Raw genomic sequence first — 24,516 nt, forward strand, 5'->3', positions numbered from 1 at the left:
ACCTGTCTTTACACAAAAAATACAGGATTATTTCACTGCATAAAAAATAGGCAAAATGCAGTGAATTGAGGTGAAATACAGATGGGGCAAGACCATATCGAACAGCATCGCCGTTATATAGTAATTTCTTATGCGTTCATGTTTCTTGCATTGTTTACGGTTATTTTTGCGGCCTTTGCTTATTTGGTCGCTCGTAAAGTGGCAGTTGTAGATAATGCAGAAGTTTGGATTCATGCGCATGCGCTATGGATTATGCGCAATGCGATTCTATTTCTATTTATGGCAATTTTTGCTGTTGTCTGGTTTATTCCGCTCTTCTTTTTTGCATGGGATAGTAATCTTTGGGTCACAGCCTCTACGGTTGCTGGCGTAGTTTTTAGCGCTATTGCGTGGTTATTTCTATTAAATGCATGGTTAAAAGGCTTGTCTAAATATTTAAAAAATAAGGCAGTTTTTTAATATATCTATTTTTTAAACATTTCCCCCTTGTAAATTCGGCTAAAGCCCCCCATTTAGTCGGCAATAGAGTATTGATAAAATTCCGTGAGGAGCACCGCCAAAAATGGCTAAACGTGATTATTATGAGGTTTTAGGCGTTTCAAAAACCGCAAGTGATGATGAGATCAAAAAAGCCTACCGTAAATTGGCGATGAAATATCATCCTGATAGAAACCCTGACAATGCCGAAGCTGAAGAGAAATTTAAAGAAGCTGCTGAAGCTTATGAAGTTTTATCGGACAGCGAAAAGCGTAGCATGTACGATCGCATGGGACATAATGCGTTCGAAGGTGGCTTTGGCGGGGGCGGTGGTGGCTTCGGCGGATTTAGTGCAGAAGATATTTTTAGCCAGTTCGGTGATATCTTCGGTGGCGCATTCGGTGGTGGTGGACGTCAACAGCGTCAACGTCGCGGATCAGATTTACGCTATGTAATGGAACTTACCCTTGAAGAAGCTGTAAAAGGGGTTAAAAAAACCATTACCTTTACTGCTCCAGCACCATGTGATGTGTGTGATGGTAAAGGTTCTAAAAATCCAAAAGATGTTGAAACCTGTAAAACTTGTCATGGTTCAGGACAAGTTCGTATGCAGCAAGGTTTCTTCTCTGTACAACAAACATGTGGTACGTGTCGTGGTCAAGGTAAAATTATTAAAAACCCTTGTCAGGCATGTCATGGTTCAGGTGTTGCCGATCGCCAGCAAACGTTGGAAGTTACAATTCCAGCGGGTGTAGATAATGGTGACCGCGTTCGTTTGAGTGGTAAAGGCGAAGCAATTCGTGATGGCCAATCAGGTGACTTGTACGTTGAAGTCGTCGTTCGTGAACACGAAATTTTCCAACGTGATGGCGCAGATCTTTATATGGACGTACCAGTGAGCATTGCTGATGCTGCACTTGGTAAAGAAATTGAAATTCCAACTTTGGAAGGTCGCGTTAGCTTGAAGATTCCTGAGGGAACTCAAACAGGTAAATTATTCCGTTTACGTGGTAAGGGCGTTCGTCCAGTACGTAGCAGCATGGTGGGTGATTTACTCTGCCGTATTGTGGTAGAAACACCAGTCAACTTAAATTCTCGTCAACGTGAATTACTTAAAGAGTTGCAAGCTTCTTTTGATGGCGAAGACAGTGCTTCTTCACCGAAGAAAAAATCATTCTTTGATCGTTTGTTCGATTAAACTTGATTAGATAAGAAATTAAAAAGAAGGCGGATATTTATAAAATATCCGCCTTTTTATTGCGCTGATTCATCTTATTATTTTTATTCTGCTTAAAAGAAAATTACGTCTGCTTACTTTGTAGGGTGAGCAACATCAATATCATTAACACTTACAGTCGGTTCGCTAGAAGCAAGAATAGGAGCATTTTCGATCACTGGTGCGGCTACTGCTTCTGCCTGTACAGCTACTTTTGGTGCCTCTGCTGCTGTTTCGCCAATAATTGGGTCAATATCTTCAACTTTAACCTCAGCATTGGCATCATTTGTTTGAGCTGTAGGCGTTGCTGTTTGAGTATTTATGTTTGTCGTAATACGCGCTTTAGATAAGCTTTCTAATGTGTCTCCTGGCTGGATTGCAGGCTCTGCAAATGCCACTGAACTCATAATCCCCATCATTACTGTAAAGCCAATAATTCTCGAATGCATGCTGAACTCCTTATAGTCATCTTTTTCTCATTCGTGGCTCCGTAGTCTGCCGATCAATTCTTTAACTTTTGTGAAAACAGATTAAATTTCGTCCTAACTCAAAAAATAATTTTTACTTTTTAAGATGAGCAAAGAGTTTTGATATAGTAGGTAAATTACGTAAAACCGAAGATTGGGAAGATTATGTCAGCAGCTCCACGCATTGGTATTTTAGGTGCAGGCGGTCGTATGGGCCGTACGCTTATTCAAGCAGTTCAACAGGCAGGCTATCAATTAGCTGCTGCGGTAGAGCGTCCGGAAAGTAGTTTGGTGGGCACGGATGCAGGTGAGCTTGCTGGTATTGGTTCAGTGGGTGTGAAGGTTTCAGGAAACTTGGCAGAAGTTCTTAAAGACTGCGATGTAATCATTGATTTTACTGCACCAGTTGCAACGGCTCAGCATTTAAAGCTTTGCCGTGAAGCTGGGGTTGCCATGGTTATTGGTACAACAGGTATGTCAGATGAGCAAAAAGCTGAGTTAGATGAAGTTGCTACGCATACTCCTGTGGTTTACGCTGCGAACTATTCAGTGGGCGTAAATGTATCAATCAAGTTACTTGAGCTTGCAGCAAAAGTATTTGGCGATACAGTAGATATTGAAGTGATTGAAGCTCACCACCGTCATAAAGTAGATGCGCCGTCAGGTACGGCATTAATGATGGGCGAAGCAATTGCAGATACTTTAGGCCGTAACTTAAAAGAAGTTGCTGTGTATGGCCGTGAAGGGCATACAGGCCCACGTGACCGTCAAACGATTGGCTTTGAAACCATTCGTGGTGGTGACATCGTTGGCGAACACACTGTCATGTTTATTGGTGAAGGTGAGCGTGTTGAAGTGACTCATAAAGCGACTAACCGTATGAACTTTGCTGCTGGTGCAGTACGAGCTGCTGCATGGGTTGTGGGCCGTGAAGCGCGTAAATATGACATGAAAGATGTTTTAGGATTGAACGACGTACAGGTATAAAACCCTGTACGTATTCCATGTGTAGCGAGAAAAACAAGATAGAGCAGAACATGAATAAAAAACAAATTGCCTTGACCACTCTTCTTTGCTTAAGCAGCCTCTGGACGGGGGCTGCTTCTACAGAAAAAGCTAAACTCAGCTTAGACCGCAATAATATTAAAGTCTGGACCTATCAAAAAACTGATAATCCAGTCTTTCAATATAAGGCTGAAACGACATTTGATGTGCCACTTGAACGCGCTGTCGCTGTGATTTTAGATGTAAATCGTGCTGACCAGTGGGTGCCTTATATGGGCAAAGTTGAAATGTTGTCTCAAGATGAGAAAAAAGGTGAGTTCACACTGTATATGGTGTTGGATTTTCCGTTTCCTTTGAAAGATCGTGATGTCGTTGTAAAGGGAAAAATGAGCAAGGCCGCAAATGGTGTTGTGACAATTAAAAATACTGCAATTAGCGGAAATTATCCGATACAACCTGATGTAGTGCGCTTAACACGCTATGAAGGGGATTGGACATTCCAGAAACTTGCAAATAATAAGGTGAAAGTAACGACCAGTGGTTACGCTGACCCTGCTGGTGCAATTCCGTTGAGCTTTGTAAATATGTTTGTTCAACAGCAACCTTATCAGATGCTGCTTAAAATGAAGCGGGAAGTGACCAGTCCAATTTATGAACACCCTAAATTACCAGATATTTTAAAATAAATAGCTTAAAAAAAGCGCCTGAGATCAGGCGCTTTTTTATTAATCTGAACATTGCTGTAAAGCTTGTGCAGGGCTGCTTTCGCGTTTGATTTGAAATAAAACCAATAACAAACCTAACCCTGCCAACAATGCGCCAGCAAAAGATACTGCGCTATAACCCCAACCTAGATCGAGTACTAACGCGCCTGCTGCTGCTCCTACTGCGTTACCTAAGTTAAATGCACCGATATTCACTGAAGAGGCAAGTCCCGGTGCTTCATGAGCGACTGACATTACACGCATTTGCAAAGGTGGTACTAAAGCAAAGGTTGCTGCACCCCAGATCACTAATGCAATGGCTGCTCCAATCTGGCTTTGTGCAAGAATTGGGAAAGTCACCATCATCACAATTAACAGAACCAAGAAACCAATCAAAGTTTTATTAATCGACAAATCTGCAAAACGTCCGCCTAAATGGTTACCAATTGAGAAACCGACACCAATCAATACCAACATGAACGTAATGAACGTCGGTGAAGCATGGGTAAACTCAGTCAAACTTGGTGCAATATAGGTATAGAGCGTAAACATTGCACCTGCACCGAGTACGGTAGTGAGTAGCGCAAGGACCACAGGAGTACGCGTTAATACCTTCAACTCAGCTTTCACATTTGGTTTTTGAGCAACCATACCTTGAGGGAGCGCTTTCCATAAAGCGAGCATGGTAATTACACCAAGCAAAGAAATCGCAAGGAAAGACATACGCCAGCCAATGTTTTGCCCAACCCATGTTGCTAACGGTACACCACCGATATTGGCAATGGTTAAACCCATAAACATGGTGGCTACAGCACTGGCCTGTTTGTGCGCGGGTACAATGCTTGCCGCTACAACAGAGCCAATCCCGAAGAAAGCACCATGGTTCAAGCTTGTAATGAGACGAGCACCTAATAAGCTCATATAGCTTGGTGAAAACGCTGCGATTAGGTTACCGACCGTAAAGATCGCCATCAGCAAAATAAGTGCATTACGGCGTGCAAAACCACCGAACCATAGGGTCATGAATGGGGCACCTAGCATGACACCAAGTGCATAACCTGTAATTAACATACCGGCCGTTGGAATTGAAATCCCTAAATCATTAGCGATATTCGGCAACAATCCCATTGGTGAGAATTCAGTGGTGCCAATGGCAAAGGCACCAATTGCCAATGCCAATAACGAGAACGCCGTATTTGATTGAGTGTTCATGAGTTTAGTCCCAAACTGGTGCCCATGGCTCTGGGCTAACTTCACGACTGTTACGATCAAGTTCGGCAATCATTTGCATTTCAGCTGAAGTTAACTCGATATCCTGTGCTTTTAAGTTGCTAATCAGGTTTTCACGTTTAGTCGAAGATGGAATGACTGCAAAACCACGTTGCAATGCCCACGCTAGTGCAATTTGCGCTGTCGTTGCTTTATGTGCTGCTGCAATTTCAGTTAAAACAGGGTCTTGAAGCACTTTGCCGTATGCAAGCGTCATATATGAAGTCACATCAATATTCTTCTCTTGTAAGAAATTCACAAGCTTATGGTTTTGAAGATAAGGGCTTAACTCAATCTGGTTGGTTGCAATATGCTCTACACCAATTGTGTCAATTGCTTGTTGAGTAAGCTCAATATTGAAGTTTGAAATACCAATTTGTTTAGTTAAGCCCTGTTGTTTTGCTTCAAGTAAAAGCTTCATAACTTCAGGAATCGAAACGCCTAAATCTGGTGCTGGCCAATGGATCAAAGTGAGGTCAACATGGTCAGTACGAAGCTTTTGTAGGCTCTCTTTTAAGCTTGGAATAAACTTATCTTGAGCAAAATTATCTACCCAGATTTTTGTGGTTAAAAATAAGTCCTGACGTGATACACCGCTTTCGGCAATCGCTTGACCAATTGCTGCTTCATTGTCATAAATTTGAGCAGTATCAATGACACGGTAACCTACGTCTAAAGCAGTTTTAACAGAATCAATAACTGCTTGTTCTTTAAGACGGAAAGTTCCTAGACCAAAACGTGGGATATTCATGTGTTTACCTAAATTTGAATAATCATTTAACTTGATGTGCATTTTGCTTTTTTTATTGTTGCGAAAAAATAGATGAATAAGCAAAATATCTTTGATCATTAGTCAATAATGGAATAAGACATGAAATCAACAATTGAAGAGCTGGTCGCGTTTATCGCAATCGTTGATACGGGCTCTTTTGTTGCGGCGGCAGAACATTTAAAACAAACGCCTTCAGGAGTCAGTCGATCTTTAACACGCCTAGAAGCTAAGTTAGATGTGACTTTGTTAGAACGAACGACACGTAAATTGAAACTCACTCAAGAAGGGCAGCAGTTTTTGGTAAAAGCCCGTAAAATCTTAAATGAGCTAAATGCGGCTGAAGAAGAACTACAAAAATCTGATCAGGGGACTGCGGGACTTATTCGCATTGATTCAGCAACGCCGTTTGTCTTACACGTAATTGCGCCATTAATGCATAAGTTTCGTGAGAGCTATCCAAACATTGAAATTGAGTTAAATAGTAATGATCAGGTGATTGATCTACTACAACATAAAACCGATGTTGCATTCCGATTCGGAGAACTTAATGATTCAAGTCTTCATGCCAAATTAGTATGTAAAAGTCGCTTATTTATCGTTGCAAGCCCTGAGTATTTAGCAATTAAGGGTACACCGACACAACCTGAACAGCTTGAACAACACGATTTGATCGGTTTTACCAGACCTGCATATATCAATAGTTGGCCGATTAAAGTTGGTGATGAATATTTTTTTGCGCAATCAAAAATTAAAGCATCGAGTGGAGAAACGGTACGTCAGCTGACGATTAGAGGACATGGTATTGCACGACTATCTGAATTTGAAATTTGGAAAGATATTGAAGAAGGGCGATTGATTGCCTTATTTGAAGACCAAATTGAACATCAATATCAAAGCATCCATGCTGTGTATTATCAACAAGAGCATCTACCAAAACGAATTCGTTTATTTATTGAGTTTTTGGCAGAACAGTTAAAAGACGGTTTTAAAAACGCTCTCTAAAAGTAGTGTAACTGTCAGTTGGAAAATGAACTTCTAAAAGTGGGGTCGTTTGTCCTTGTGATGAATGTTGAGACAGAAAATAGCTTTTTTGATGTTCTCGGCAGCTAAAATACAAAGTCGAATAAACCGAGTTCACCATTACAACTTCATTTGAGCTATTCCGTTTATATTGATAATGAGAAATCGTAATGGTCTTTTCATCAGTGCGTTGCTCCATTTTATAGTCTTGTTGATTTGTCATTTTTAAATAACCTTCTATGAGACTTTGGCAAACAGTATGTCTGTACTGCTCATCTTTTGGTTGTTGTTGGCAACCAGCTAAAACAATAGTAAATAACAATATAGCTTTTAATTTCATGACCTTGCTACTTTCTGAGTTGATTTCTATAGCCTAAAGGTGTTCTATAAACCAGTACAGATACAGAAATTTTTAAAAAAGCAGCACAGAATGACTTTCCAATATCAGGTTCTTGCCAATCAATTAGCACATCGTATTTATCAAGATGAGCTTAAACCTCATCAGAAACTTATTTCTTTACGAGATTTTGCTCGTCAGCACAGCATTAGTTTAAGTACAGCAAAAAGTTGTTATGAGTTACTTGAGGCGAGGGGGCTTATTTATGTAAAGCCGAAGTCAGGTTATTTTGTGGTTGCTCGTGCACAATCGGGCCCCATTCCTGAAAGTCCAGATTTCTTGTCTTTACCTCGACAAGTTTCAAATCTGGAATTGCATAATCAAATTCAGGAAGCTGCCTTACAAAGCCATCTTGTACCATTAGGCTCTATTCAGTTAACGCCTCATTTTATTCCTGTGGAAGGTTTACGTCGTTCTATTCAACGGGCTTTAAAAAATTGTCAGCCTCAAGACTTTCTTTATTGTAATAAACAAGGACATGAGCAATTAAGAAAAGCGTTATCTGATCATTGGCGTGAAGATGGGATTTTTATCGCAGTAGAAGATATTTTTATTACCAATGGCTGCATGCCTGCTTTGTCTTTGGTGATTCAACATCTAACAGAAGTAGGCGATAGTATTTTAATTCCGACACCTACTTTTAATGGACAATTACAGCTTATAGCAAGTTTAAAACGGCAGATTATTGAAATTCCAGCGCATCATCGTGGTATCGATCTTGAGCGCTTAGAATCATTTATGAAGCAGGGTTTAGCCAAGGTTTGCTTAATGACAGCCAACTATCAGAACCCATTGGGATATTGTTTAAGTAATGCAGAAAAGCAAAAGATTGCCGAATTAGCAGCAAAGTATCAGTGCTTTATTATTGAAGATGATATTTATGGAGAGTGTGGTTACAGCGGTGAGCGACCATTACCTATTCGCTATTGGGACCGTGAAGGCTATGTAATTTGGTGTGGGTCGGTTTCTAAGTCTTTGTCGAGTGCGTATCGCGTAGGATGGTTCTGTTTAAGCGCGAAGCTACAGCATTTAAGGCTTGAGCTGGTAGCCAGTAATATTGGGGTTAATACACCGCTACAACTAGGCCTAGCTGATTTTATTTATAGTCGTGGTTATCGAGAGCATTTAGAGCAGTTAAGACCGAATTTGATGCGGCAAGTCGAGGAGTATCGTAGTTGTATTTTAAATGCCTTTGAAGGTATACCAATTGCATTGAGCCAACCAGAAGGGGGTTATGCCTTATGGATGCAGTTACCTAAAACTGTAGATAGTTTGGCGCTCTATTACACTGCAAAATCTCACGGAATTACCGTAGTTCCCGGGCATGTTTTTGGTGAGGATGAACGCTATCGGCATTTTATTCGTTTAAATGCAGGTCATGAGCTAACAGCAGATGTCCGCCAAGCCATTAAAGATTTGGCGGACTGGTCACGGCAACAGATTAAAACAGTGAGTTAGTCTTACTCTGCAAAGTCTGCCTTAAGCACAATGCGGTAGCGTGCCTGACCCGAGTGTAGACGTTCAATTGCTTCATTGAGCTGTGACATTGGAAATAGCTCAATTTGAGGCGCAATTTTTTTACGTGCAGCAAACTTTAAAAGCTGACGTAGTGCAGCAGGTGAACCCGTAGGTGAACCAGTCACTGACTTAGCACCACCAATAAGAGAGCCAACAGAAACAGGAACAGGCTCAAGCGTAAGACCTAAGAAATGTAAGGTTCCGTTTGGTGCCAGTGTTGTAATAAAAGCAGACCAATTTAGAGTCACATTCACGGTACTTAGCAATAAATCGAATTTCCCTTTTTGAGCTTTTACTGCCTCTGTATCGCGACTATTTACCACATGGTCGGCTCCCATTGCTTTTAGTTCTTCCGTTTTATCTGGGTTAGAACTAAAAGCAGTGATTTCACAGCCCCATGCTTTAAGTAGCTTGATGGCTATATGGCCTAAACCACCAATACCAATCACACCCACGTGATGCGTTGCCTGAATTTTGTGTTTGAGTAGTGGGTCAAAAACGGTAATTCCGCCACAAAGTAAAGGACCAGCACTTTCAGCGTCTAAATCTTCAGGGAGGGGAATAGCCCACTGCCAGCCTGCACGAACTTTATCAGCAAAACCACCCGCATGTCCTACGATTGTTGCAACACTTCCGCCCGTACAAAGTACTTGCTGACCGCCAATACACTCATCACAGGCTTGGCAACTTTCGGCGGTCCAGCCAATACCGACACGTTGCCCAATTTGTAGTCCTTTGGCTTCTGAGCCTAAAGCAACAATTCGTCCAATAATTTCATGGCCTGCAACTACAGGGTACACGGTTGAACGCCATTCATTATTTAAAACAGAAATATCAGAATGACACAAACCACAGTATTCAACTTTTACCTCAACCTGATGCGGTTGTAATTCACCTGCATCAAATTGGTATGGGACCAGTTTTTCACCTGCCTGCATTGCAGCATAAGCTTGAATCATATTATTGCTCATCGGAAACTCCTTAAGCGGCTTTGAACCGTTCTGGTGGGTTATGAAGCTTTAAATTGACAATCGTTTTCATGATCATCGACCATGCCTACTGCCTGCATAAAAGCATAGCAGGTGGTTGGGCCAACAAATTTGAAACCATTCTTTTTAAGAGTTTTGGAAAGTTTTACACTCAGCTCGGTTTGAGCAGGGGCCTTACGATAATCTACAACATCATTGTTTTGTGGAGCTGCATCTACAAACTGCCAAAGCCATGTAGGAACATCACCGACTTGTGCTTTGAGCGCTTGCCAAGCAATAGCATTATCACGAATGGCTTTGAGTTTACCAAAGTGACGAATTAAGCCAGCATCGGATAATTTTAGTTCTAGAAAATCATCTGTAAATGAAGCAATGTCTGCAATCGGATGATTAAAAAAATGCTGACGATAGCTTTCTCTTTTTTTCAGTACGGTAATCCATGATAGGCCGGCTTGCTGACCTTCAAGACAGAGCATTTCAAATAATCGTGCTTCGTCGTGTTCGGGTTTACCCCATTCTTCATCATGGTAAGCAATATAGAGTGGATCGTCGGAACACCATCCGCAACGTTGAGTTTTCATGATAATGCTCCTTATATTTATCTTAGAATTTTAAAGTTTAAATAGCACCCATTCATTCGGGCGAGTATCCCAATAATACAGTTCTGCTTGTGTTAAGTCTTCAAACTTTAGCCAAAAGTCTTTGCCAACTTTGTCTGAAAAACCGGTACTGATCAGTAGGGCATCATCGCTGATTTCCATGATCCAGCCTTGATAGCTATTGCCATTTAAAACGATCTTTTGCTGGTTACCAGACTCGGCAAACTCTACTAAGCGATTGATCAGCGCTTCCGACATAAAATGTTCCTAGCGTAAATATGAATAAGGATTAACAGCACCACGACCTTTACCATCTAAGTAAAGACCATAATGAAGATGAGGTGAAGTATAACGTGCATTGCCCGTATTGCCGACATAGCCAATGAGGTCGCCCTTTTTGACATAGTCACCCACATTTAAGCCACGTTTGTGACCATCAAGATGAGCATAATAATGCCATGTCCCGGCTGGACCTAAAATCCAGATGACTTTGCCACCTAAGTTGTTATTGCGAAGATCTGCAACGAGACCTTCGGTTGCACTGTACACTTTGGTTCCACGTGGAGCCAAAATATCAATTCCTTCGTGACTACGGCCCTGACTCCGAGCAGCTCCCCATGTGTCTTTTAATTCATCACGGTCAATACCTTTTACAGGTACAGGTAGTCGACTTGGAAGCTGCATACTTTTGAGTTTGATGACTTCAGCAGGTGGAAGTGGGGCAGGTTTTTTAGGTGCACTGGCACAGGCCGCCAATAGAATAATCAGAAAACCAAGTGAGAAATGAGAAACAAAACGTCGCACAAAATACTCCCTGTCACAGCCATATCAAAATTATTTTACTCACTATGTCATGAACGGCTTGTCGAGATCAATTTTTTCATAGCGGTTGGAACACCTTTGGCAATGGCTTGTTCCGGACTCAACCATTGACCTTCAAGTTCAATAGCCAGATGTTCTTTTTGATCAGGTTCCACGTGGAACACGTGAGCATTAAGTAACCATGTGAAATGAGTGAAGCTATGGCTGATCTGAAAAGTTTGTGCTTGAGGCTGTAATTTATATTGCTGGCTTATGCTCAGTCGTTCATGTTCATTTTCTAAAATAGGTAAACAGAATAAACCGCCCCATAGACCATGAGCTTGACGTTGTTGCCAGAACCATTCACCTTCGCACTGAATAATAAGAACATCTGCTGTTTTAACAGGCGGTGTTTTTTTCGGTTTTTTAAAAGGTAATTCTTGTTCTAACCCTTGCTGATAAGCCTGACAATGAGCTTGCATTGGACAATATAAACATAGCGGTTTTTTAGGAGTACAAATGGTTGCACCCAAGTCCATAATCGCTTGCGTGTAATCATGGTTGCGATGTGTAGGGCAAAGCTCTTCAGCGAGTTTCCACATTTCACGCTCGTGTTGTGGTTTGCTTAAGTCATCTTCAATGGCAAAGAAGCGAGCTAAAACGCGTTTCACGTTGCCATCCATAATGACGCCGTACTGACGTAAACCTAAAGACATGAGCGCGCCTGCGGTAGAGCGACCAATGCCAGGTAGTGCAATCCATTCTTCTAGCGTTTCAGGAAATTTACCTTGCTGCGTGACAAGACCAGCCGCTTTATGCAAATTGCGGGCACGAGCGTAGTAACCGAGGCCAGCCCAATAAGGTGCTACTTCATCCCAAGTTGCATGACCTAAAGCTTCTACAGTCGGGAAGCGCTCCATAAAGCGATCAAAATATTGCAGAACTGTTTTTACCTGAGTCTGTTGTAGCATAATTTCAGAAACCCAAACTTTGTATGGATCATTGGCAACTTGCCAAGGCAAATCGTGACGACCATGTTGATCGAACCAGTTTAAGAGGGCATCAGAAAAAGAAAATTCAGGCATGAACAGCTATAGAAGAGAAGTAAGGGCTAAATTATAGCTGAAATTTAGATGAAATTTTGTTTAAAGAAAACGAAGAAAATGGACATATAAAAACAGGGACTACATCAAAAATGTAGTCCCTGTTCTATGGGTAAAAAGAATTAATCCTTTTGTACACCCCAAAGTTGATCTAGTTTCAACGGCTGGTTTTTATAGTAAGGAATGACATGAATGTGGAAATGATCTGAAGTTTTTCCAAAAACTTCACCATCATTAAAGCCAATATGAAAGCCATCTGGTTGATGACGAAGCTGGGTTTCATGACGAGCAATTTCAAGAAGTGTAAGCAAGCCTTGATGTTCTTTAGACGTAATGTCAAAAAAAGAACTAACATGGCGCAGTGGTGTTACTACACAGTGGCCTTTAGATAACGGATTAGAATCAGGCAAAATTACGGCAAATTCATTCTTATCAATGATGTCATATTCATCAAATTCGCAATACGGACATTTCTTGTCAGTCATTGTTGTATCCTCTCATGTTATTCCATTAAACCCCGAGTGCGGGAAATAAGACTAGGCTTTGCTCTAGCTCAACGGGAGTATAGTTATTGAAGTATGGTTTAAAAAATACAGTAAAAATATTGCAAAGTCATAAACATTTAAGGGAGCAAATGCAAAAAAATCATTTGCTCCAAATTTGCTTCTTTTATTTTAGAGTACGATCTAATAAAGCGTACATTTTAGCAAGGCCTTGTTTTTCCGCTTCGCTATTGTAGCCAAGGTCTACACCGTTCGCTTTAGCTCTTTCATCGGCAAGCGGGTTACTAAAGCCATGTTTAGCACCTTCTAAAACCACTACTTCATGTTTAACCTCAGCAGCTTGCATCTCTTTTTCAAAATTAGCAACATCTTCTAAGGTGACCATACTGTCTAATTCACCATGTAGAACTAAAACTTCACCTTGAATGTCGCCTTTTTGAGCAGGAGCTTTAGGCGTTAATGTGCCATGGAAAGTTGCAGTTGCTTTTAGTGGAGCACCTGAACGTGCAAGATCTAATACGACTTTACCACCATAGCAGTAACCGACAGCAGCAATTTTTTCACTGTTTACTTCCGGCTGAGCAGCTAAAGTTTGAAGCCCAGCATTGGCACGATCAGTCACCGTGTCTAACTCTTCAAATGTCTGCATCATCCATTCATAGGCTTGAGCTGCGGTGGTTGTAACTTTTTTATCACCATACATATCAATTGCAAGCGCAGCATAGCCGTGTTCAGCAAGTTCACGTGCGCGTTGCTCAGTATATTCGTTACGTCCCCACCACTCAGGAGCAACAATCACACCCGCAACAGGTGTTTCGCTATCTGGAGCCGCAAAGTAACCAATTAAATGGCTACCATCTGGTGCAGTATATTGAATTTCACGGGTTTTAATTGCAGTACTCATGACATTAATCCTGAAATTTAAATCGATTTAAATACGCTTGATTAAAGCATAAAAATTAAGAACTAAAATAAATAACTATGTAAAAATCTACATCAAAAGAAAAAGATACAAAGTTATAAGCAATAAAAAAAGAAGGAAACCAGTTCCTTCTTTTTATGTGATCATGATTAAATTAAGTTCGGCCTCGAGAAATGAACCCAATTACAGCTAGAATTACAGCTACAACTAATAAAATCACGGCAAAGTCTTTAGATAGCCCTGCAACACCACCAAACCCTAATAGACTGGCAATGAGTGCAATTACTGCAAAAATTATCGCCCAACGGAACATAATGCTGTCCTCCTTATTTTTCATTGTCATTTAACTATATAGCGTGTTTTTTACTCGGAATGTGTCGTTTATGTGGTTGAAATGTATATTAAACAATCATTTTGTGATGTCATAAATACAGCTTCTTTTTTAGTACAGACCACTTCAATGCTATACTGATACATCGTTTTATCTCATCAGCTGTTAAAAGATTATGTCTACCGAGACCTCACTTCGACCACTCTTTTGGAAAAACTATCCGTTAGAGCAACTGACTCAGGCTGAGTGGGAAGCTTTATGTGATGGCTGTGGTTTATGCTGTCTGGTAAAACTAGAAGATGAAGATACACATGAGGTGGCTTATACCAAGGTGGCCTGTAAGTTACTTGATTGTGGTACAGGGCGTTGCATGGACTATCCGAATCGTCAGCAGCAAGTACCTGACTGCCTGCAATTAACGGTAGAGTCTTTAAAAACAATCCACTGGTTGCCATCAAGCTGTGCCTATAAGCGCTTGAATGAAGGCAAGAATTTACCTTCTTGGCATTATTTAAATACGGGTTCGAGACAAAGCGTGGTTAAAGCGAAAAAGTCAGTTGCAGGACGTTGCCTTTCTGAGGTTGATGTCCATGAAGATGATCTTGAAGATTATATTGTGCGGTGGGTGCGCTAATTTAGTCTTAAAAGAGAGTGTTTGATTACAGCGTATAATAAAGTAACACTTTTATCGTAATTTTTTTGCTCATCTCCGTAATATAACAATAAAAACAAAAGGAGATAAAAATGATGAGACGATTAGCAGCCCCCTTATTATGTAGTAGCTTTTTTTTGTTAATGGCCTGTGGGTCTAATAATACCAATTCAAAAAATCCTGAACAAAATACGACTGCAAAAGCAGATCAGTCTGTTGCCATCAAACAAACTTATCAGGTTGAAGCAGTCTCAGATTTTAATGAGCCTTGGGCTGTGACCAGTCTGCCTGATCAGCGTTTATTAGTGACTGAACGGCAAGGTAAATTAAAAATTTTTAACCCTAAAAATAAGCAAATGTTGGATGTGCAAGGTGTTCCAGCGGTGAACTATGGAGGACAGGGTGGTTTAGGAGATGTCATTTTACACCCTGACTTTGCCAAGAATCATTGGGTTTATCTCAGCTATGCTACAAAAGGGCAAGGTGGATCTGGCGCAGTGATTTCACGTGCGAAACTAGATTTATCTCATCCTAATCAGCCAAAACTTAACGAGATAAAGCAGATTTGGCAGCAAGTACCCAAAGTTTCAGGACAAGGCCATTACGGACATCGCATGCTTTTTGGTACAGATGGTAAGCTGTGGGTCAGTTCAGGTGAGCGACAAAAGTTTGATCCTGCCCAAAACATGAAAAGTAACTTAGGTAAAATCTTACGTTTAAATGATGATGGCACCGCGGCTGTAGGTAACCCTTTTTATAAGCAAGGCGGGGTCACTGCTGAAATATGGTCACTGGGACACCGTAACCCGTTAGGTATGGCTTTTGACCGCCAAGGACAGCTGTGGGTGGTTGAGATGGGGCCTAAAGGTGGTGATGAGCTTAATATTATTGCCAAAGGTGAAAATTATGGTTATCCAATCGTTTCAAATGGAGACCATTATTCGGGCCAACCTATTCCAGATCATCACACTCGGCCAGAGTTTAAAGCACCAGAAATTGACTGGACTCCTGTTATCTCTCCATCGAGTATGATCATTTATCGCGGACAACAATTTCCTGCATGGCAAAATAAAGCCTTAATTGGCGGGTTATCTTCCGAAGCGATTATTGTGGTGGATTTAGAGCATAAGCCCGTGAAAGAAGTGCAAAGATTGGATATGAAAAAACGTATTCGTGGGTTGCATGAAGCACAAGATGGTTCGATTTGGGTGATTGAAGATGGCTCAAATGCGCGTTTACTCAAGCTGAGTAAGAAACCCTCTTAATGCTAAGCAAGAGCCTGTAAATAAAGGACGTGTCTCATAGATTCAAATTGTAGATTTCTGTGAGACACAATAGACTATAGTGAAAAGACGATAAAGCCATTTGAAATGTCAGACACCCATATTCCACTTCCCGAACGCCTGCGCCCAAGAGACTTGTCTGAAATTATTGGGCAAGACCATTTATTAGGTGAACAAGCGCCCTTACGTCAAATGATTGATCAGGGACATTTGCCTTCTATTATTTTTTGGGGTCCACCAGGCGTTGGTAAAACAACAATTGCTTTACTTTTGGCGCAGGCGATAGACCGTCCATTTGTGAGCTTGTCTGCGCTGAATACGGGCGTAAAAGAATTACGTGAAGTGATTGCAGAAAGTGGTGATTTACTGACACCTGTTGTTTTTATTGATGAAATTCATCGTTTTAATAAATCACAGCAAGATGCTTTATTGGGTGCAGTTGAAAAAGGCAAAATTACGTTAATAGGCGCGACTACTGAAAATCCATCTTTTGAGGTGAATAGCGCGCTTTTATCACGCTGTCAGGTCTATACCTTAAATAGTTTAGACAGTGAGGCAATTCAGACATTACTCAACAATGCACTTCAAAGCGATAAATTCTTAAAAGAACGTTATATCCATATTGAAGAATATGATGCGCTCATTCAGTTCGCAGCAGGTGATGCACGTAAAGCGCTTAATTTACTGGACTTGATCGCAAGTACTTTTGAACCCGAAGTTGAAAACACGATTACTAATGCGGTTGTGGTAAAAGTCGCTCAGCAAAATATTGCGCGTTATGACAAATCTGGCGAGCAGCATTACGACCTTGTTTCTGCCTTTATTAAATCAATTCGCGGCAGTGATCCAGATGCAACGCTATATTGGATGGCTCGTATGCTTAAAGGCGGAGAAGATCCGGTTTTTATTGCAAGACGTATGCTGATTGCAGCCTCAGAAGACATCGGAAACTCCAACCCAAATGCGCTATTGCTTGCAGGTGAGTGTTTCCGCTCTGTACAAGCGTTGGGTATGCCTGAGGCTCGAATTATTCTAGGTCAAACAGCAGTTTACTTAGCAACGAGTGCAAAAAGTAATAGTACTTATTTAGCGATTAATAAGGCTCTGGAACTTGCTGAAAAAACGGCAAATTTACCTGTGCCTTTGCATTTGAGAAATGCGCCAACCAAGCTTATGAAACAGCAAGGCTATGGTATTAATTATCTCTATCCTCATGATTACCCTGAGCACTTTGTGCTGCAAGACTATTTGCCGCCTGAGTTGAAGGGAACCAAACTCTATGAGTCTGCAAGAAATAAGCGTGAGGTTGAAGGTGAGCGTTTACAGCAACGCAGATGGCAGCAGGAACAATAGTTCCTGCTTTATGCTATTCCAGCTCTTCAGTGACCTGACCATAAATCAGTAGCGTGAACACGCCTGTACCGCCAATAATATTGCCGATAGTAGTAGGGATGAGGAAAGTAAACAGATACTTGCTAATAGAAGCTTCTCCTTGCCAGACCAGATAGGACATTTCTGTAGAACCAACCACTACATGGGTAAAGTCACCCAGTCCTATCAGATACGTCATGAAAAAGATGAGCAGAAACTTATTACTGACTGAAGGCAACATCCAGACCAAGGCAGCAATTAACAGCCCTGACATAATGCCTTTGAGCAGATTCTGGGTTGCAGAAAAGGAACCCACATGATGTGCGAGTTCATCCAGTGCTTTGTCAATATCTGGAGTAAACAGGTGAGTAGTTAGGAAAAATAAACTCGCCAAAGCTGTTCCAATAATATTGCAGAGAATCACAATGCCCCATAAGCGGCCCACTGCTCGTAATTTATCGAAAGTAAAGGGATTAAATAAAGGCACAACTGTGGTGATAGTATTCTCGGTAAAGAGTTGCATGTGACTCAAAATAGCGATCAAGAACCCAATGGTATAACCCACATTAGTGATTAAATCGGTCCAGACTGCATCAGTTGGGAGATAAGCAGCAATAATCGCTTTAAATACAAATGAAAAACTGATGACTAAACCCGCGGCAATCCCTGAAAAGATCAGTGCAGTTGTTGGACGATCAAGCTCTTCGGCACCATCACGGCGGATAATTTCATAAACCAGACGGGGTGACAGTTTCTCATGTTCTTCAACTGCCATTTTTTCACGCCAGCTTAAAGTTTTCTCGACTTTTTTTTCCTCTATTTCATGGTCCATCAGGTTTACTCCTCACTGAATAAATATCTTATATTTATTGTTTTATTTATTGTTAAGGCAGTGTTCAGGATAAATCTAGTCTATTCATAACAGCTTTATGTGTCTTTTTATAAATCGAATGCACAATGGTCAGATCATCAATCACAAAATCAAAGAAAAGTATAAGCTCTTAAAGTACGGATGAGTGCCATATAGTCGCCTTGAGAGGCTTTAGCAATAACAGATTCAACCTCTGCCTGACTCCAGCCTTGTTTTAAGGCAGAAGTGCTAAAGTTGTTTAATAAGATCAAAGGATTTTCACCAAAATGGATTGGATGATTCATTAATCTCTTTTCAAGCTTAGATAATTCCATAGGTTCATCCTAGTTTTTAAATTTAATTATTGTGAAGTGCTTTGTGTTTTTTTAGATTTTAGTGTTTTAAATTAAGCTTATGCAAGTTTTAATTTATTGAAATAGACAAATCTGTCTACATTGTTTGGGGCGCATGACGCTGAATATAAAAAAACCGGGCTTTAGCCCGGTTTTTTTATGAAGTTTTACTGATTAGATGTCAGATAAATCTACGCCTAAACGAGCAGCAACTTCTTCATAAGCTTCAACAACACCGCCTAAACCTTGACGGAAACGGTCTTTGTCGAGTTTCTTCTTAGAGTCTTTATCCCATAAACGGCAGCCGTCTGGAGAGAACTCATCACCAAGCACGATGCGGTCATGGAAAACACCGAATTCAAGCTTGAAGTCCACCAAAATCATGTTGCCTTCAGCAAATAATGCTTTTAATACATCGTTTACTTTATAAGTTAAAACTTTCATTTGTTCTAACTGTTCAGCAGTCGCCCAACCTAAAGCAATCGCTTGAGATTCGTTAACCATTGGGTCGCCTAGACCGTCATCTTTATAGAACAATTCAAATGTAGGAGGAGTTAACTCTTTACCTTCTTCTACACCTAAGCGACGGCATAGAGAACCAGCTGCGTAGTTACGAATTACACATTCAACTGGAATCATTTGAAGTTTTTTAACAAGCACTTCAGTTGGAGAAAGCAATTTTTCAAAATGCGTTTCAATACCCGCAGCAGCAAGCTTTTCCATGATGAAGGCGTTAAAACGGTTGTTCACCTTGCCTTTACGATCTAGTTGTTCGATTTTTTCGCCGTTGAACGCAGAGGCATCATCACGAAAGACTAAAATCAGATGGTCGGCATTGTCTGTTTCATATACAGATTTTGCTTTACCAGTATAGAGCAAGGTTTGTTTTAACATGAGGGAACCTTTTTAAAAAAAATGCCTAGTAAACGACTAGGCTGGCCAATTTTGGTAAATCTGGTTTAGCACTTCAGCAGCCACATCTGGGCTTGCAAAAGTGTTATCTACATTAAATAGAGCAAGAGTATGACTAGAACCTACACCAGTAAGTTTAAGCACATAAGTATTGTCATTTACTTTAATCGTCGCTTGATTACTGCCTTGAGCGATGATGTTGAAATTTAAAGTACTTAAAGTTGCTTTGGTGTATTGCCAGATCTCGGCTGTATTTCCATCAATTTTTAACAACGGGTTTTTATTACCGTCAGTCACAAGCTGAGGACGTCCAAGCGCAGTCGTCGTTTGAGCAGAGGCATCTAGTGTCGCATTACCTTGCGTTTGTTCAGGGCGTGGCAGTGCATAGCGGTTGCCACGCTTATTTTCAAACTTCGGTGCGTTATCGATAGCGCGCTGTTCTACAGTTGGTGCAGGATACAAAGGTGTCGCTGGTCGTACAGTTGCATCGGCAGGATATTCAAGCGGGGCAAGTTGCTTGGCATTTTTATAATCTAAAGAGTGATTATTAATTGCGAAGCGACCACAACCAGCTAAACTTAAGGCTGAAACTGCAAGGACTAAACCAAGACGTAATTGCATCATAAATTGCTCTTATTAAATAATTCCCGCATCTTTTAGGGCATTGCGGAGAGGTTCGCGATATTGCTCAGCGAGAGGAGTGAGTGGTAAACGAATACCAGTATCAATCAGTCCCATCTCATGTAGTGCCCATTTCACAGGAATTGGGTTTGATTCGCAAAATAGAATATTGTGTAAATTTGCAATCTTATTGTTAAGCGTCTTCGCTTGTTGTTCATCTTTGGCAATCGCAACAGCACATACTTCACTCATTGCTTTAGGTGCAACATTTGCAGTAACCGAGATGTTGCCGTCAGCGCCAAGAAGCATAAGTTCCCATGCTGTCTCATCATCACCTGAGTACACAGCCATCTTGCCGTTTAACGCCTCAATTAAAGCTTTACCACGAGGTACGTCACCTGTTGCATCTTTAATGCCAACAATATTCGAGATCTCTGCTAAACGTACAGCTGTGTCGTTTGAAAGGTCTACGCCAGTACGACCAGGTACGTTATAGAGAATAAGCGGTAATTCAACAGCTTCAGCAATCGCTTTATAGTGTTGGTAAAGGCCTTCTTGGGTTGGCTTGTTATAATATGGCGTTACAAGTAAAGCTGCATCAGCACCGAGGTCTTTAGCAGCTTTAGTTAATTCGATTGCTTCACGGGTTGAGTTTGCACCAGTACCGGCAATAATTGGAATACGTTTATTGGCTACACGAATAATTTCTTTAATAACCTGTGTGTGCTCTTCCATGCTCAATGTTGAGGCTTCGCCGGTTGTACCGACGGCTACAATACTGTTTGTACCTTGTTCTATGTGCCACTCAACCAGCTTCTCAAGACCCTTCCAATCTACACCGCCGTCTTTCAACATGGGTGTGACGATTGCGACGATTGAGCCTTGAATGGTCTGTGCTTGCTGAGTCATTTTTAAAAATATCCTATTTATCCATCCGAATCTGAGGTAAGAAAAACAAAATGTGGGATGGTTGCAGTATTTTGATTGTCCAGTTCTAACAATAACAGATTGTTGAATGACAATTATGCAAATTATGACTGATCAGACGCATAAGAACAATACGCCTAACGGATAATCGCGATGTAAACTTGAGGAAAAGATAGGATGTTTTCATTATTGCGCGCTAAGAATACCCAGTAAACATAACAATACGGCTTGATTCGACGGAGCCTTACTTAATATGGGCTTTTTTTATGGCAAGATAGAATGCAATTTCCCAGTTGGGATTGAAGATGACATGAAAATGAATAAACAACCACAAAATGCGGTTTTAATCGTAGTTGATGTACAAAATGGTTTTACACCGGGTGGAAATTTAGCAGTCGCCGATGCCGATATAATTATTCCAACGATTAACCAACTTGCTGGTTGTTTTGAAAATGTCGTTCTGACTCAGGACTGGCACCCGGATAATCATATCTCTTTTGCAGCCAATCATTTGGGTAAGCAGCCATTTGAAACCATTGAACTCGACTATGGACCACAGGTGCTTTGGCCTAAGCATTGTGTACAAGGTACTCAAGATGCCGAGTTTCATCCTGATTTAAATATTCCGACAGCTCAACTGATTATCCGAAAAGGCTTTCACGCTCATATCGATAGCTACTCGGCTTTTATGGAAGCAGACCACGCCACCATGACCGGTTTAACCAGTTACCTAAAAGAGCGTGGCATTGATACGGTTTATGTGGTCGGAATTGCCACGGACTTTTGTGTAGCATGGACTGCTTTAGACGCAGTTAAGCAAGGTTTTAAAACTTTAGTGGTTGAAGATGCTTGTAAAGGGGTTCGTTAGAACACGCTTGGCAAACCATGCAGCAGCAAGGTGTTGTCCGTATTCAGTCGACTGATCTGTTGAGTGAGCGCTAAGTATATTGCTCTGGTTTTTAACTTTCATATTTTAATTTTTAGGGATAGAAAGTATGGCTGCATTCCTACGCTTTACCCAATTTATTCAAAAAACTTTTGCCCTATGGGTGATTGTTTTTGCAGCGCTAGCGCTATGGCAGCCTGAATTTTTTGTCTGGCTCAAGGCGTACATTCCATGGATTTTGGGCATTATTATGCTTGGTATGGGAATGACCATGACCGTCGATGACTTTAAAGGGGTATTACAAAGCCCTAAAGCGGTATTGATTGGGGTGGTAGCGCAGTTTGTCGTAATGCCTGGCTTGGCATATGTTTTATGTAAATTATTTAATTTACCGCCTGAAATTGCGGTTGGGGTCATTTTGGTGGGTTGTTGCCCAGGGGGAACGGCTTCAAATGTGATTACCTATATGGCCAAAGGCAATGTGGCGTTATCGGTAGCCTGCACATCGGTATCAACACTTTTAGCACCTGTATTAACCCCTGCGATTTTCTATCTGCTTGCCAGCCAATGGCTAAAGATTGATGCAGCTTCGATGTTTATTTCGATTTTGCAGGTGGTGCTACTTCCTATAGTGGTTGGTTTGATTTTAAGAACATGGCTTAAACGTCAGGTCGAATCTTATATTCAAGTCATGCCTTTAGTTTCGGTCATTGCAATTGTCGCGATTGTGGCAGCCATTATTGGTGGAAGCAAAGCAGCAATTTTACAGTCGGGTTTGCTTATTTTAGCTGTGGTGATCTTACATAATGGGCTTGGATATTTATTAGGTTTTACCGCAGCGCGTTTCTTTAAATTACCTTATGCGGACAGTAAGGCGATTGCTATTGAGGTGGGGATGCAAAACTCAGGCTTAGGTGTTGCACTTGCAGCAGTCCATTTTGCTGCTTCTCCGATTACAGCTGTACCAAGCGCAATTTTCAGTCTTTGGCATAATATTTCTGGGCCTGCGCTTGCGACTTATTGGGCAAGTAAACACAAACAAGAATAACTGTATAAACAACATTCATTAGGAAAGAAGGCCAAATGAATAGTTTGGCCTTTTCATTTAAAGCATATTTTAGGGGAGCTAAAGCTAGAACTGGTATGTCTTTTGCTTTGAATTGATGCACTAAAAATAACGTGAATATGAGTATAAATCGTAAAGAAAAATAAGGCATTTCCTTGATGAATCAGATTTTTAAATTATTTATTCCCATGCTCTCAAGCAATTTAATTCTAGTTTTAAGTGGATTGATTGATATTGCTTATGTAGGGCATTTTAGTAACGATCATGTAGCAGCATTATCGGTAACCTTATCTTTATATACAGTGATTTATGTCATTGGTATGGGGATTCTACAAGGCGTGATGCTCAAGCTTTCAGAAGCTTATGGTTGCCATGACATACCACGCATTCGTCAAATTTTTATTCAAGGCATTTGGCTGATGCTATGTTCGGCATTGCTGAGTATTGGCTTGCTTTACTTGTTCCGCGATTTACCAAAATTATTTGGTGCATCTGAACATGTTGTGTCAATTACTAAAAACTGTATTTGGCTTTTGGTATTTATTTTACCTGCCCATTTACTGATGCGCTTATTTACAGCTTTGTCTCAGGTCACTGAAAATGCGCATAAGGTTTTACTATCAGATAGCATTTTCTTCATTCTTAAAATTATTTTGTCCTATCTTTTGATTTATGGTGTCGCTTTATTTTCAATTCCACCACTCGGTGCCATAGGGGCTTTGTTAGCCACTCTTATTGTACGGTGGTTTATGCTGGCTGTTTATTACCTGTTTTTCCTAGAGAAAGGATACATCTTTATTGAGCATCCCGAACAGTCAGTTGAAGATAGCCGCCAAAGTCTGCGTATGATTTTAAAAATAGGTATCCCGACAGCAATCATGGCGTTGATGGATGTTGTTGCATTTTGTTCGGTTGCTATTCTGATTTTACCTTTCGGGAGTGTGGTGTCTGCAGCCCATCAAATTGTCGCGAGCACTGGCGGGTTCATGTTTATTTTTCCTTCGTCAATTGCCTCGGCTTATAGCATTTTAGTGTCACGATCTATGGGCAGCGGAAACATGGAAGAAGCAAACAAAATTGCCAGACAAAGTATATGGGTGATTATGGCAGTGAGTGGCAGTCTATCCCTGTGTTTATGGCTGGAGAGGGACTTAATTGTCACGTTATATTCAGATGATTTGGCTGTTCAGATTTTGGCAGCATCACTGCTGTTGATTGTCTGTATGTCTCACTTTCTAGATGGCTTAATGACGTTATTGACCTCTTTGCTGCGTTGTTGGGATGTGTCGATTTTACCAATGCTGATTTTCTTGGTCGTGGTGTTATGTTTCGGATTAGGCGGTGGTTGGTGGATGGCCTACAAAGGACTGTATTGGCAAGATATCTCGATTTCTGCGATGGGAATTTATGGTTTCTGGTGGATGGCTGCCATAAGCTATTTAGTGGCTTGTATATTGAGTGCCTTCTGTTTCCATTTTAGAAAACAATTAAGAGGATTTTGA

The 24,516-nt window shown here is 40.9% G+C and carries 28 protein-coding genes and 1 pseudogene; 12 read left to right on the forward strand and 17 right to left on the reverse strand.

The annotated features are described in order from the left end of the window. The first annotated feature begins 81 nt into the window (after positions 1 to 81). Positions 82 to 459, forward strand: coding sequence for a membrane protein (locus AAC388_RS00175; protein WP_002119294.1), 378 nt, complete (start codon positions 82 to 84; stop codon positions 457 to 459). A 103-nt stretch (positions 460 to 562) separates the two neighbouring features. Next, positions 563 to 1,675: a molecular chaperone DnaJ gene (gene dnaJ, locus AAC388_RS00180; protein WP_002119101.1), complete on the forward strand. Its 1,113-nt coding sequence runs from the start codon at positions 563 to 565 to the stop codon at positions 1,673 to 1,675. Positions 1,676 to 1,788: 113 nt separating this feature from the next. Here dnaJ and AAC388_RS00185 read toward each other — a convergent pair whose 3' ends face one another. Continuing rightward, positions 1,789 to 2,142 carry a hypothetical protein gene (locus tag AAC388_RS00185; protein WP_342371047.1) on the reverse strand — a complete coding sequence of 118 codons (354 nt, stop codon included), beginning with the start codon at positions 2,140 to 2,142 and terminating at the stop codon, positions 1,789 to 1,791. 183 nt (positions 2,143 to 2,325) lie between these two features. Between AAC388_RS00185 and dapB the strand changes: the two genes are divergently transcribed. Both dapB and AAC388_RS00195 read left to right on the forward strand, forming a co-directional pair. Beyond that, positions 2,326 to 3,147: a 4-hydroxy-tetrahydrodipicolinate reductase gene (dapB, locus tag AAC388_RS00190; protein WP_002119175.1), complete on the forward strand. Its 822-nt coding sequence runs from the start codon at positions 2,326 to 2,328 to the stop codon at positions 3,145 to 3,147. Between the two features lie 50 nt (positions 3,148 to 3,197). Then, positions 3,198 to 3,851, forward strand: a complete 654-nt coding sequence (locus AAC388_RS00195; protein ID WP_002119284.1) for an START domain-containing protein — start codon at positions 3,198 to 3,200, stop codon at positions 3,849 to 3,851. A 39-nt stretch (positions 3,852 to 3,890) separates the two neighbouring features. On the opposite strand, the gene AAC388_RS00200 is transcribed toward AAC388_RS00195, so the two are convergent. Continuing rightward, positions 3,891 to 5,081, reverse strand: a complete 1,191-nt coding sequence (locus AAC388_RS00200; RefSeq protein ID WP_005066574.1) for an MFS transporter — start codon at positions 5,079 to 5,081, stop codon at positions 3,891 to 3,893. Between the two features lie 4 nt (positions 5,082 to 5,085). Further along, the gene (gene dkgB, locus AAC388_RS00205; protein ID WP_060465150.1) at positions 5,086 to 5,889 is read right to left on the reverse strand and encodes a 2,5-didehydrogluconate reductase DkgB; all 804 of its coding nucleotides are present in this window, start codon (positions 5,887 to 5,889) and stop codon (positions 5,086 to 5,088) included. A gap of 120 nt (positions 5,890 to 6,009) precedes the next feature. On the opposite strand from dkgB, the gene AAC388_RS00210 reads away from it, so the two are divergent. Beyond that, positions 6,010 to 6,912, forward strand: a complete 903-nt coding sequence (locus AAC388_RS00210; RefSeq protein WP_063097630.1) for a LysR family transcriptional regulator — start codon at positions 6,010 to 6,012, stop codon at positions 6,910 to 6,912. On the opposite strand, the gene AAC388_RS00215 is transcribed toward AAC388_RS00210, so the two are convergent. Further along, positions 6,896 to 7,270 (reverse strand): hypothetical protein, encoded by a 375-nt coding sequence (locus AAC388_RS00215; protein WP_032005060.1) that lies wholly within the window; start codon positions 7,268 to 7,270, stop codon positions 6,896 to 6,898. The two genes, AAC388_RS00210 and AAC388_RS00215, sit on opposite strands and share 17 nt — an antisense overlap. Before the next feature lie 90 nt (positions 7,271 to 7,360). On the opposite strand from AAC388_RS00215, the gene AAC388_RS00220 reads away from it, so the two are divergent. Then, complete coding sequence (locus AAC388_RS00220) at positions 7,361 to 8,785, forward strand: PLP-dependent aminotransferase family protein (protein WP_032005059.1); 1,425 nt, start codon at positions 7,361 to 7,363, stop codon at positions 8,783 to 8,785. A 2-nt stretch (positions 8,786 to 8,787) separates the two neighbouring features. Here the strand turns inward: AAC388_RS00220 and AAC388_RS00225 are convergent, their stop codons facing one another. The 8 genes from AAC388_RS00225 to AAC388_RS00260 form a co-directional block, all read right to left on the reverse strand. Beyond that, positions 8,788 to 9,816 carry an NAD(P)-dependent alcohol dehydrogenase gene (locus AAC388_RS00225; protein ID WP_182917721.1) on the reverse strand — a complete coding sequence of 343 codons (1,029 nt, stop codon included), beginning with the start codon at positions 9,814 to 9,816 and terminating at the stop codon, positions 8,788 to 8,790. Between the two features lie 38 nt (positions 9,817 to 9,854). Further along, the gene (locus AAC388_RS00230) at positions 9,855 to 10,415 is read right to left on the reverse strand and encodes a DNA-3-methyladenine glycosylase I (RefSeq protein WP_182917722.1); all 561 of its coding nucleotides are present in this window, start codon (positions 10,413 to 10,415) and stop codon (positions 9,855 to 9,857) included. A 30-nt stretch (positions 10,416 to 10,445) separates the two neighbouring features. Then, on the reverse strand, positions 10,446 to 10,691 hold the full coding sequence (locus AAC388_RS00235) for a hypothetical protein (RefSeq protein WP_005066589.1): 246 nt from the start codon (positions 10,689 to 10,691) through the stop codon (positions 10,446 to 10,448). A 9-nt stretch (positions 10,692 to 10,700) separates the two neighbouring features. After that, a complete protein-coding gene (locus AAC388_RS00240; protein ID WP_005066592.1) occupies positions 10,701 to 11,237 on the reverse strand; it encodes a M23 family metallopeptidase in 537 nt (178 codons plus the stop codon). Positions 11,238 to 11,284: 47 nt separating this feature from the next. Continuing rightward, positions 11,285 to 12,319, reverse strand: a complete 1,035-nt coding sequence (gene mutY / locus AAC388_RS00245; RefSeq protein ID WP_069036661.1) for an A/G-specific adenine glycosylase — start codon at positions 12,317 to 12,319, stop codon at positions 11,285 to 11,287. Positions 12,320 to 12,459: 140 nt separating this feature from the next. Beyond that, entirely contained in the window at positions 12,460 to 12,822 is a 363-nt protein-coding gene (locus AAC388_RS00250) for an HIT family protein (RefSeq protein WP_002119132.1), read from the reverse strand. Between the two features lie 184 nt (positions 12,823 to 13,006). After that, positions 13,007 to 13,744: a dienelactone hydrolase family protein gene (locus tag AAC388_RS00255; RefSeq protein WP_002119163.1), complete on the reverse strand. Its 738-nt coding sequence runs from the start codon at positions 13,742 to 13,744 to the stop codon at positions 13,007 to 13,009. A 172-nt stretch (positions 13,745 to 13,916) separates the two neighbouring features. Further along, positions 13,917 to 14,075, reverse strand: a complete 159-nt coding sequence (locus AAC388_RS00260) for a DUF1328 domain-containing protein (RefSeq protein WP_002053759.1) — start codon at positions 14,073 to 14,075, stop codon at positions 13,917 to 13,919. 193 nt (positions 14,076 to 14,268) lie between these two features. Here AAC388_RS00260 and AAC388_RS00265 point away from each other — a divergent pair, with 193 nt between their 5' ends. The 3 genes from AAC388_RS00265 (at position 14,269) to AAC388_RS00275 (ending at position 17,381) form a co-directional block, all read left to right on the forward strand. After that, complete coding sequence (locus AAC388_RS00265) at positions 14,269 to 14,727, forward strand: YcgN family cysteine cluster protein (RefSeq protein WP_063097635.1); 459 nt, start codon at positions 14,269 to 14,271, stop codon at positions 14,725 to 14,727. Positions 14,728 to 14,837: 110 nt separating this feature from the next. Next, positions 14,838 to 16,010, forward strand: a complete 1,173-nt coding sequence (locus tag AAC388_RS00270) for a PQQ-dependent sugar dehydrogenase (protein WP_063097636.1) — start codon at positions 14,838 to 14,840, stop codon at positions 16,008 to 16,010. Positions 16,011 to 16,115: 105 nt separating this feature from the next. Further along, entirely contained in the window at positions 16,116 to 17,381 is a 1,266-nt protein-coding gene (locus AAC388_RS00275) for a replication-associated recombination protein A (protein WP_342371048.1), read from the forward strand. A gap of 13 nt (positions 17,382 to 17,394) precedes the next feature. On the opposite strand, the gene AAC388_RS00280 is transcribed toward AAC388_RS00275, so the two are convergent. The 5 genes from AAC388_RS00280 to dapA all read right to left on the reverse strand — a co-directional run bounded on the left by AAC388_RS00280 (position 17,395) and on the right by dapA (position 21,044). Then, complete coding sequence (locus tag AAC388_RS00280; RefSeq protein ID WP_014207993.1) at positions 17,395 to 18,231, reverse strand: formate/nitrite transporter family protein; 837 nt, start codon at positions 18,229 to 18,231, stop codon at positions 17,395 to 17,397. A gap of 149 nt (positions 18,232 to 18,380) precedes the next feature. Continuing rightward, positions 18,381 to 18,584 carry a hypothetical protein gene (locus AAC388_RS00285; RefSeq protein WP_017386189.1) on the reverse strand — a complete coding sequence of 68 codons (204 nt, stop codon included), beginning with the start codon at positions 18,582 to 18,584 and terminating at the stop codon, positions 18,381 to 18,383. Between the two features lie 192 nt (positions 18,585 to 18,776). After that, positions 18,777 to 19,496, reverse strand: coding sequence for a phosphoribosylaminoimidazolesuccinocarboxamide synthase (gene purC, locus AAC388_RS00290; protein ID WP_002119240.1), 720 nt, complete (start codon positions 19,494 to 19,496; stop codon positions 18,777 to 18,779). A gap of 36 nt (positions 19,497 to 19,532) precedes the next feature. Next, positions 19,533 to 20,135 carry a lipoprotein-34 precursor (NlpB) gene (locus AAC388_RS00295; RefSeq protein ID WP_081309725.1) on the reverse strand — a complete coding sequence of 201 codons (603 nt, stop codon included), beginning with the start codon at positions 20,133 to 20,135 and terminating at the stop codon, positions 19,533 to 19,535. A gap of 15 nt (positions 20,136 to 20,150) precedes the next feature. Then, the gene (gene dapA / locus AAC388_RS00300) at positions 20,151 to 21,044 is read right to left on the reverse strand and encodes a 4-hydroxy-tetrahydrodipicolinate synthase (RefSeq protein ID WP_017386188.1); all 894 of its coding nucleotides are present in this window, start codon (positions 21,042 to 21,044) and stop codon (positions 20,151 to 20,153) included. 328 nt (positions 21,045 to 21,372) lie between these two features. Between dapA and pncA the strand changes: the two are divergent. From pncA to AAC388_RS00315, 3 genes and pseudogenes are all read left to right on the forward strand, one after another. Then, positions 21,373 to 22,004 (forward strand): annotated as a pseudogene (gene pncA / locus AAC388_RS00305) (bifunctional nicotinamidase/pyrazinamidase). Between the two features lie 53 nt (positions 22,005 to 22,057). Continuing rightward, on the forward strand, positions 22,058 to 22,996 hold the full coding sequence (locus AAC388_RS00310) for a bile acid:sodium symporter family protein (protein ID WP_017386186.1): 939 nt from the start codon (positions 22,058 to 22,060) through the stop codon (positions 22,994 to 22,996). A 176-nt stretch (positions 22,997 to 23,172) separates the two neighbouring features. After that, complete coding sequence (locus AAC388_RS00315) at positions 23,173 to 24,516, forward strand: MATE family efflux transporter (protein WP_342371049.1); 1,344 nt, start codon at positions 23,173 to 23,175, stop codon at positions 24,514 to 24,516.

The sequence above is a fragment of the Acinetobacter sp. D009 genome (genome assembly GCF_038562025.1).
Lineage (GTDB): Bacteria > Pseudomonadota > Gammaproteobacteria > Pseudomonadales > Moraxellaceae > Acinetobacter > Acinetobacter pittii.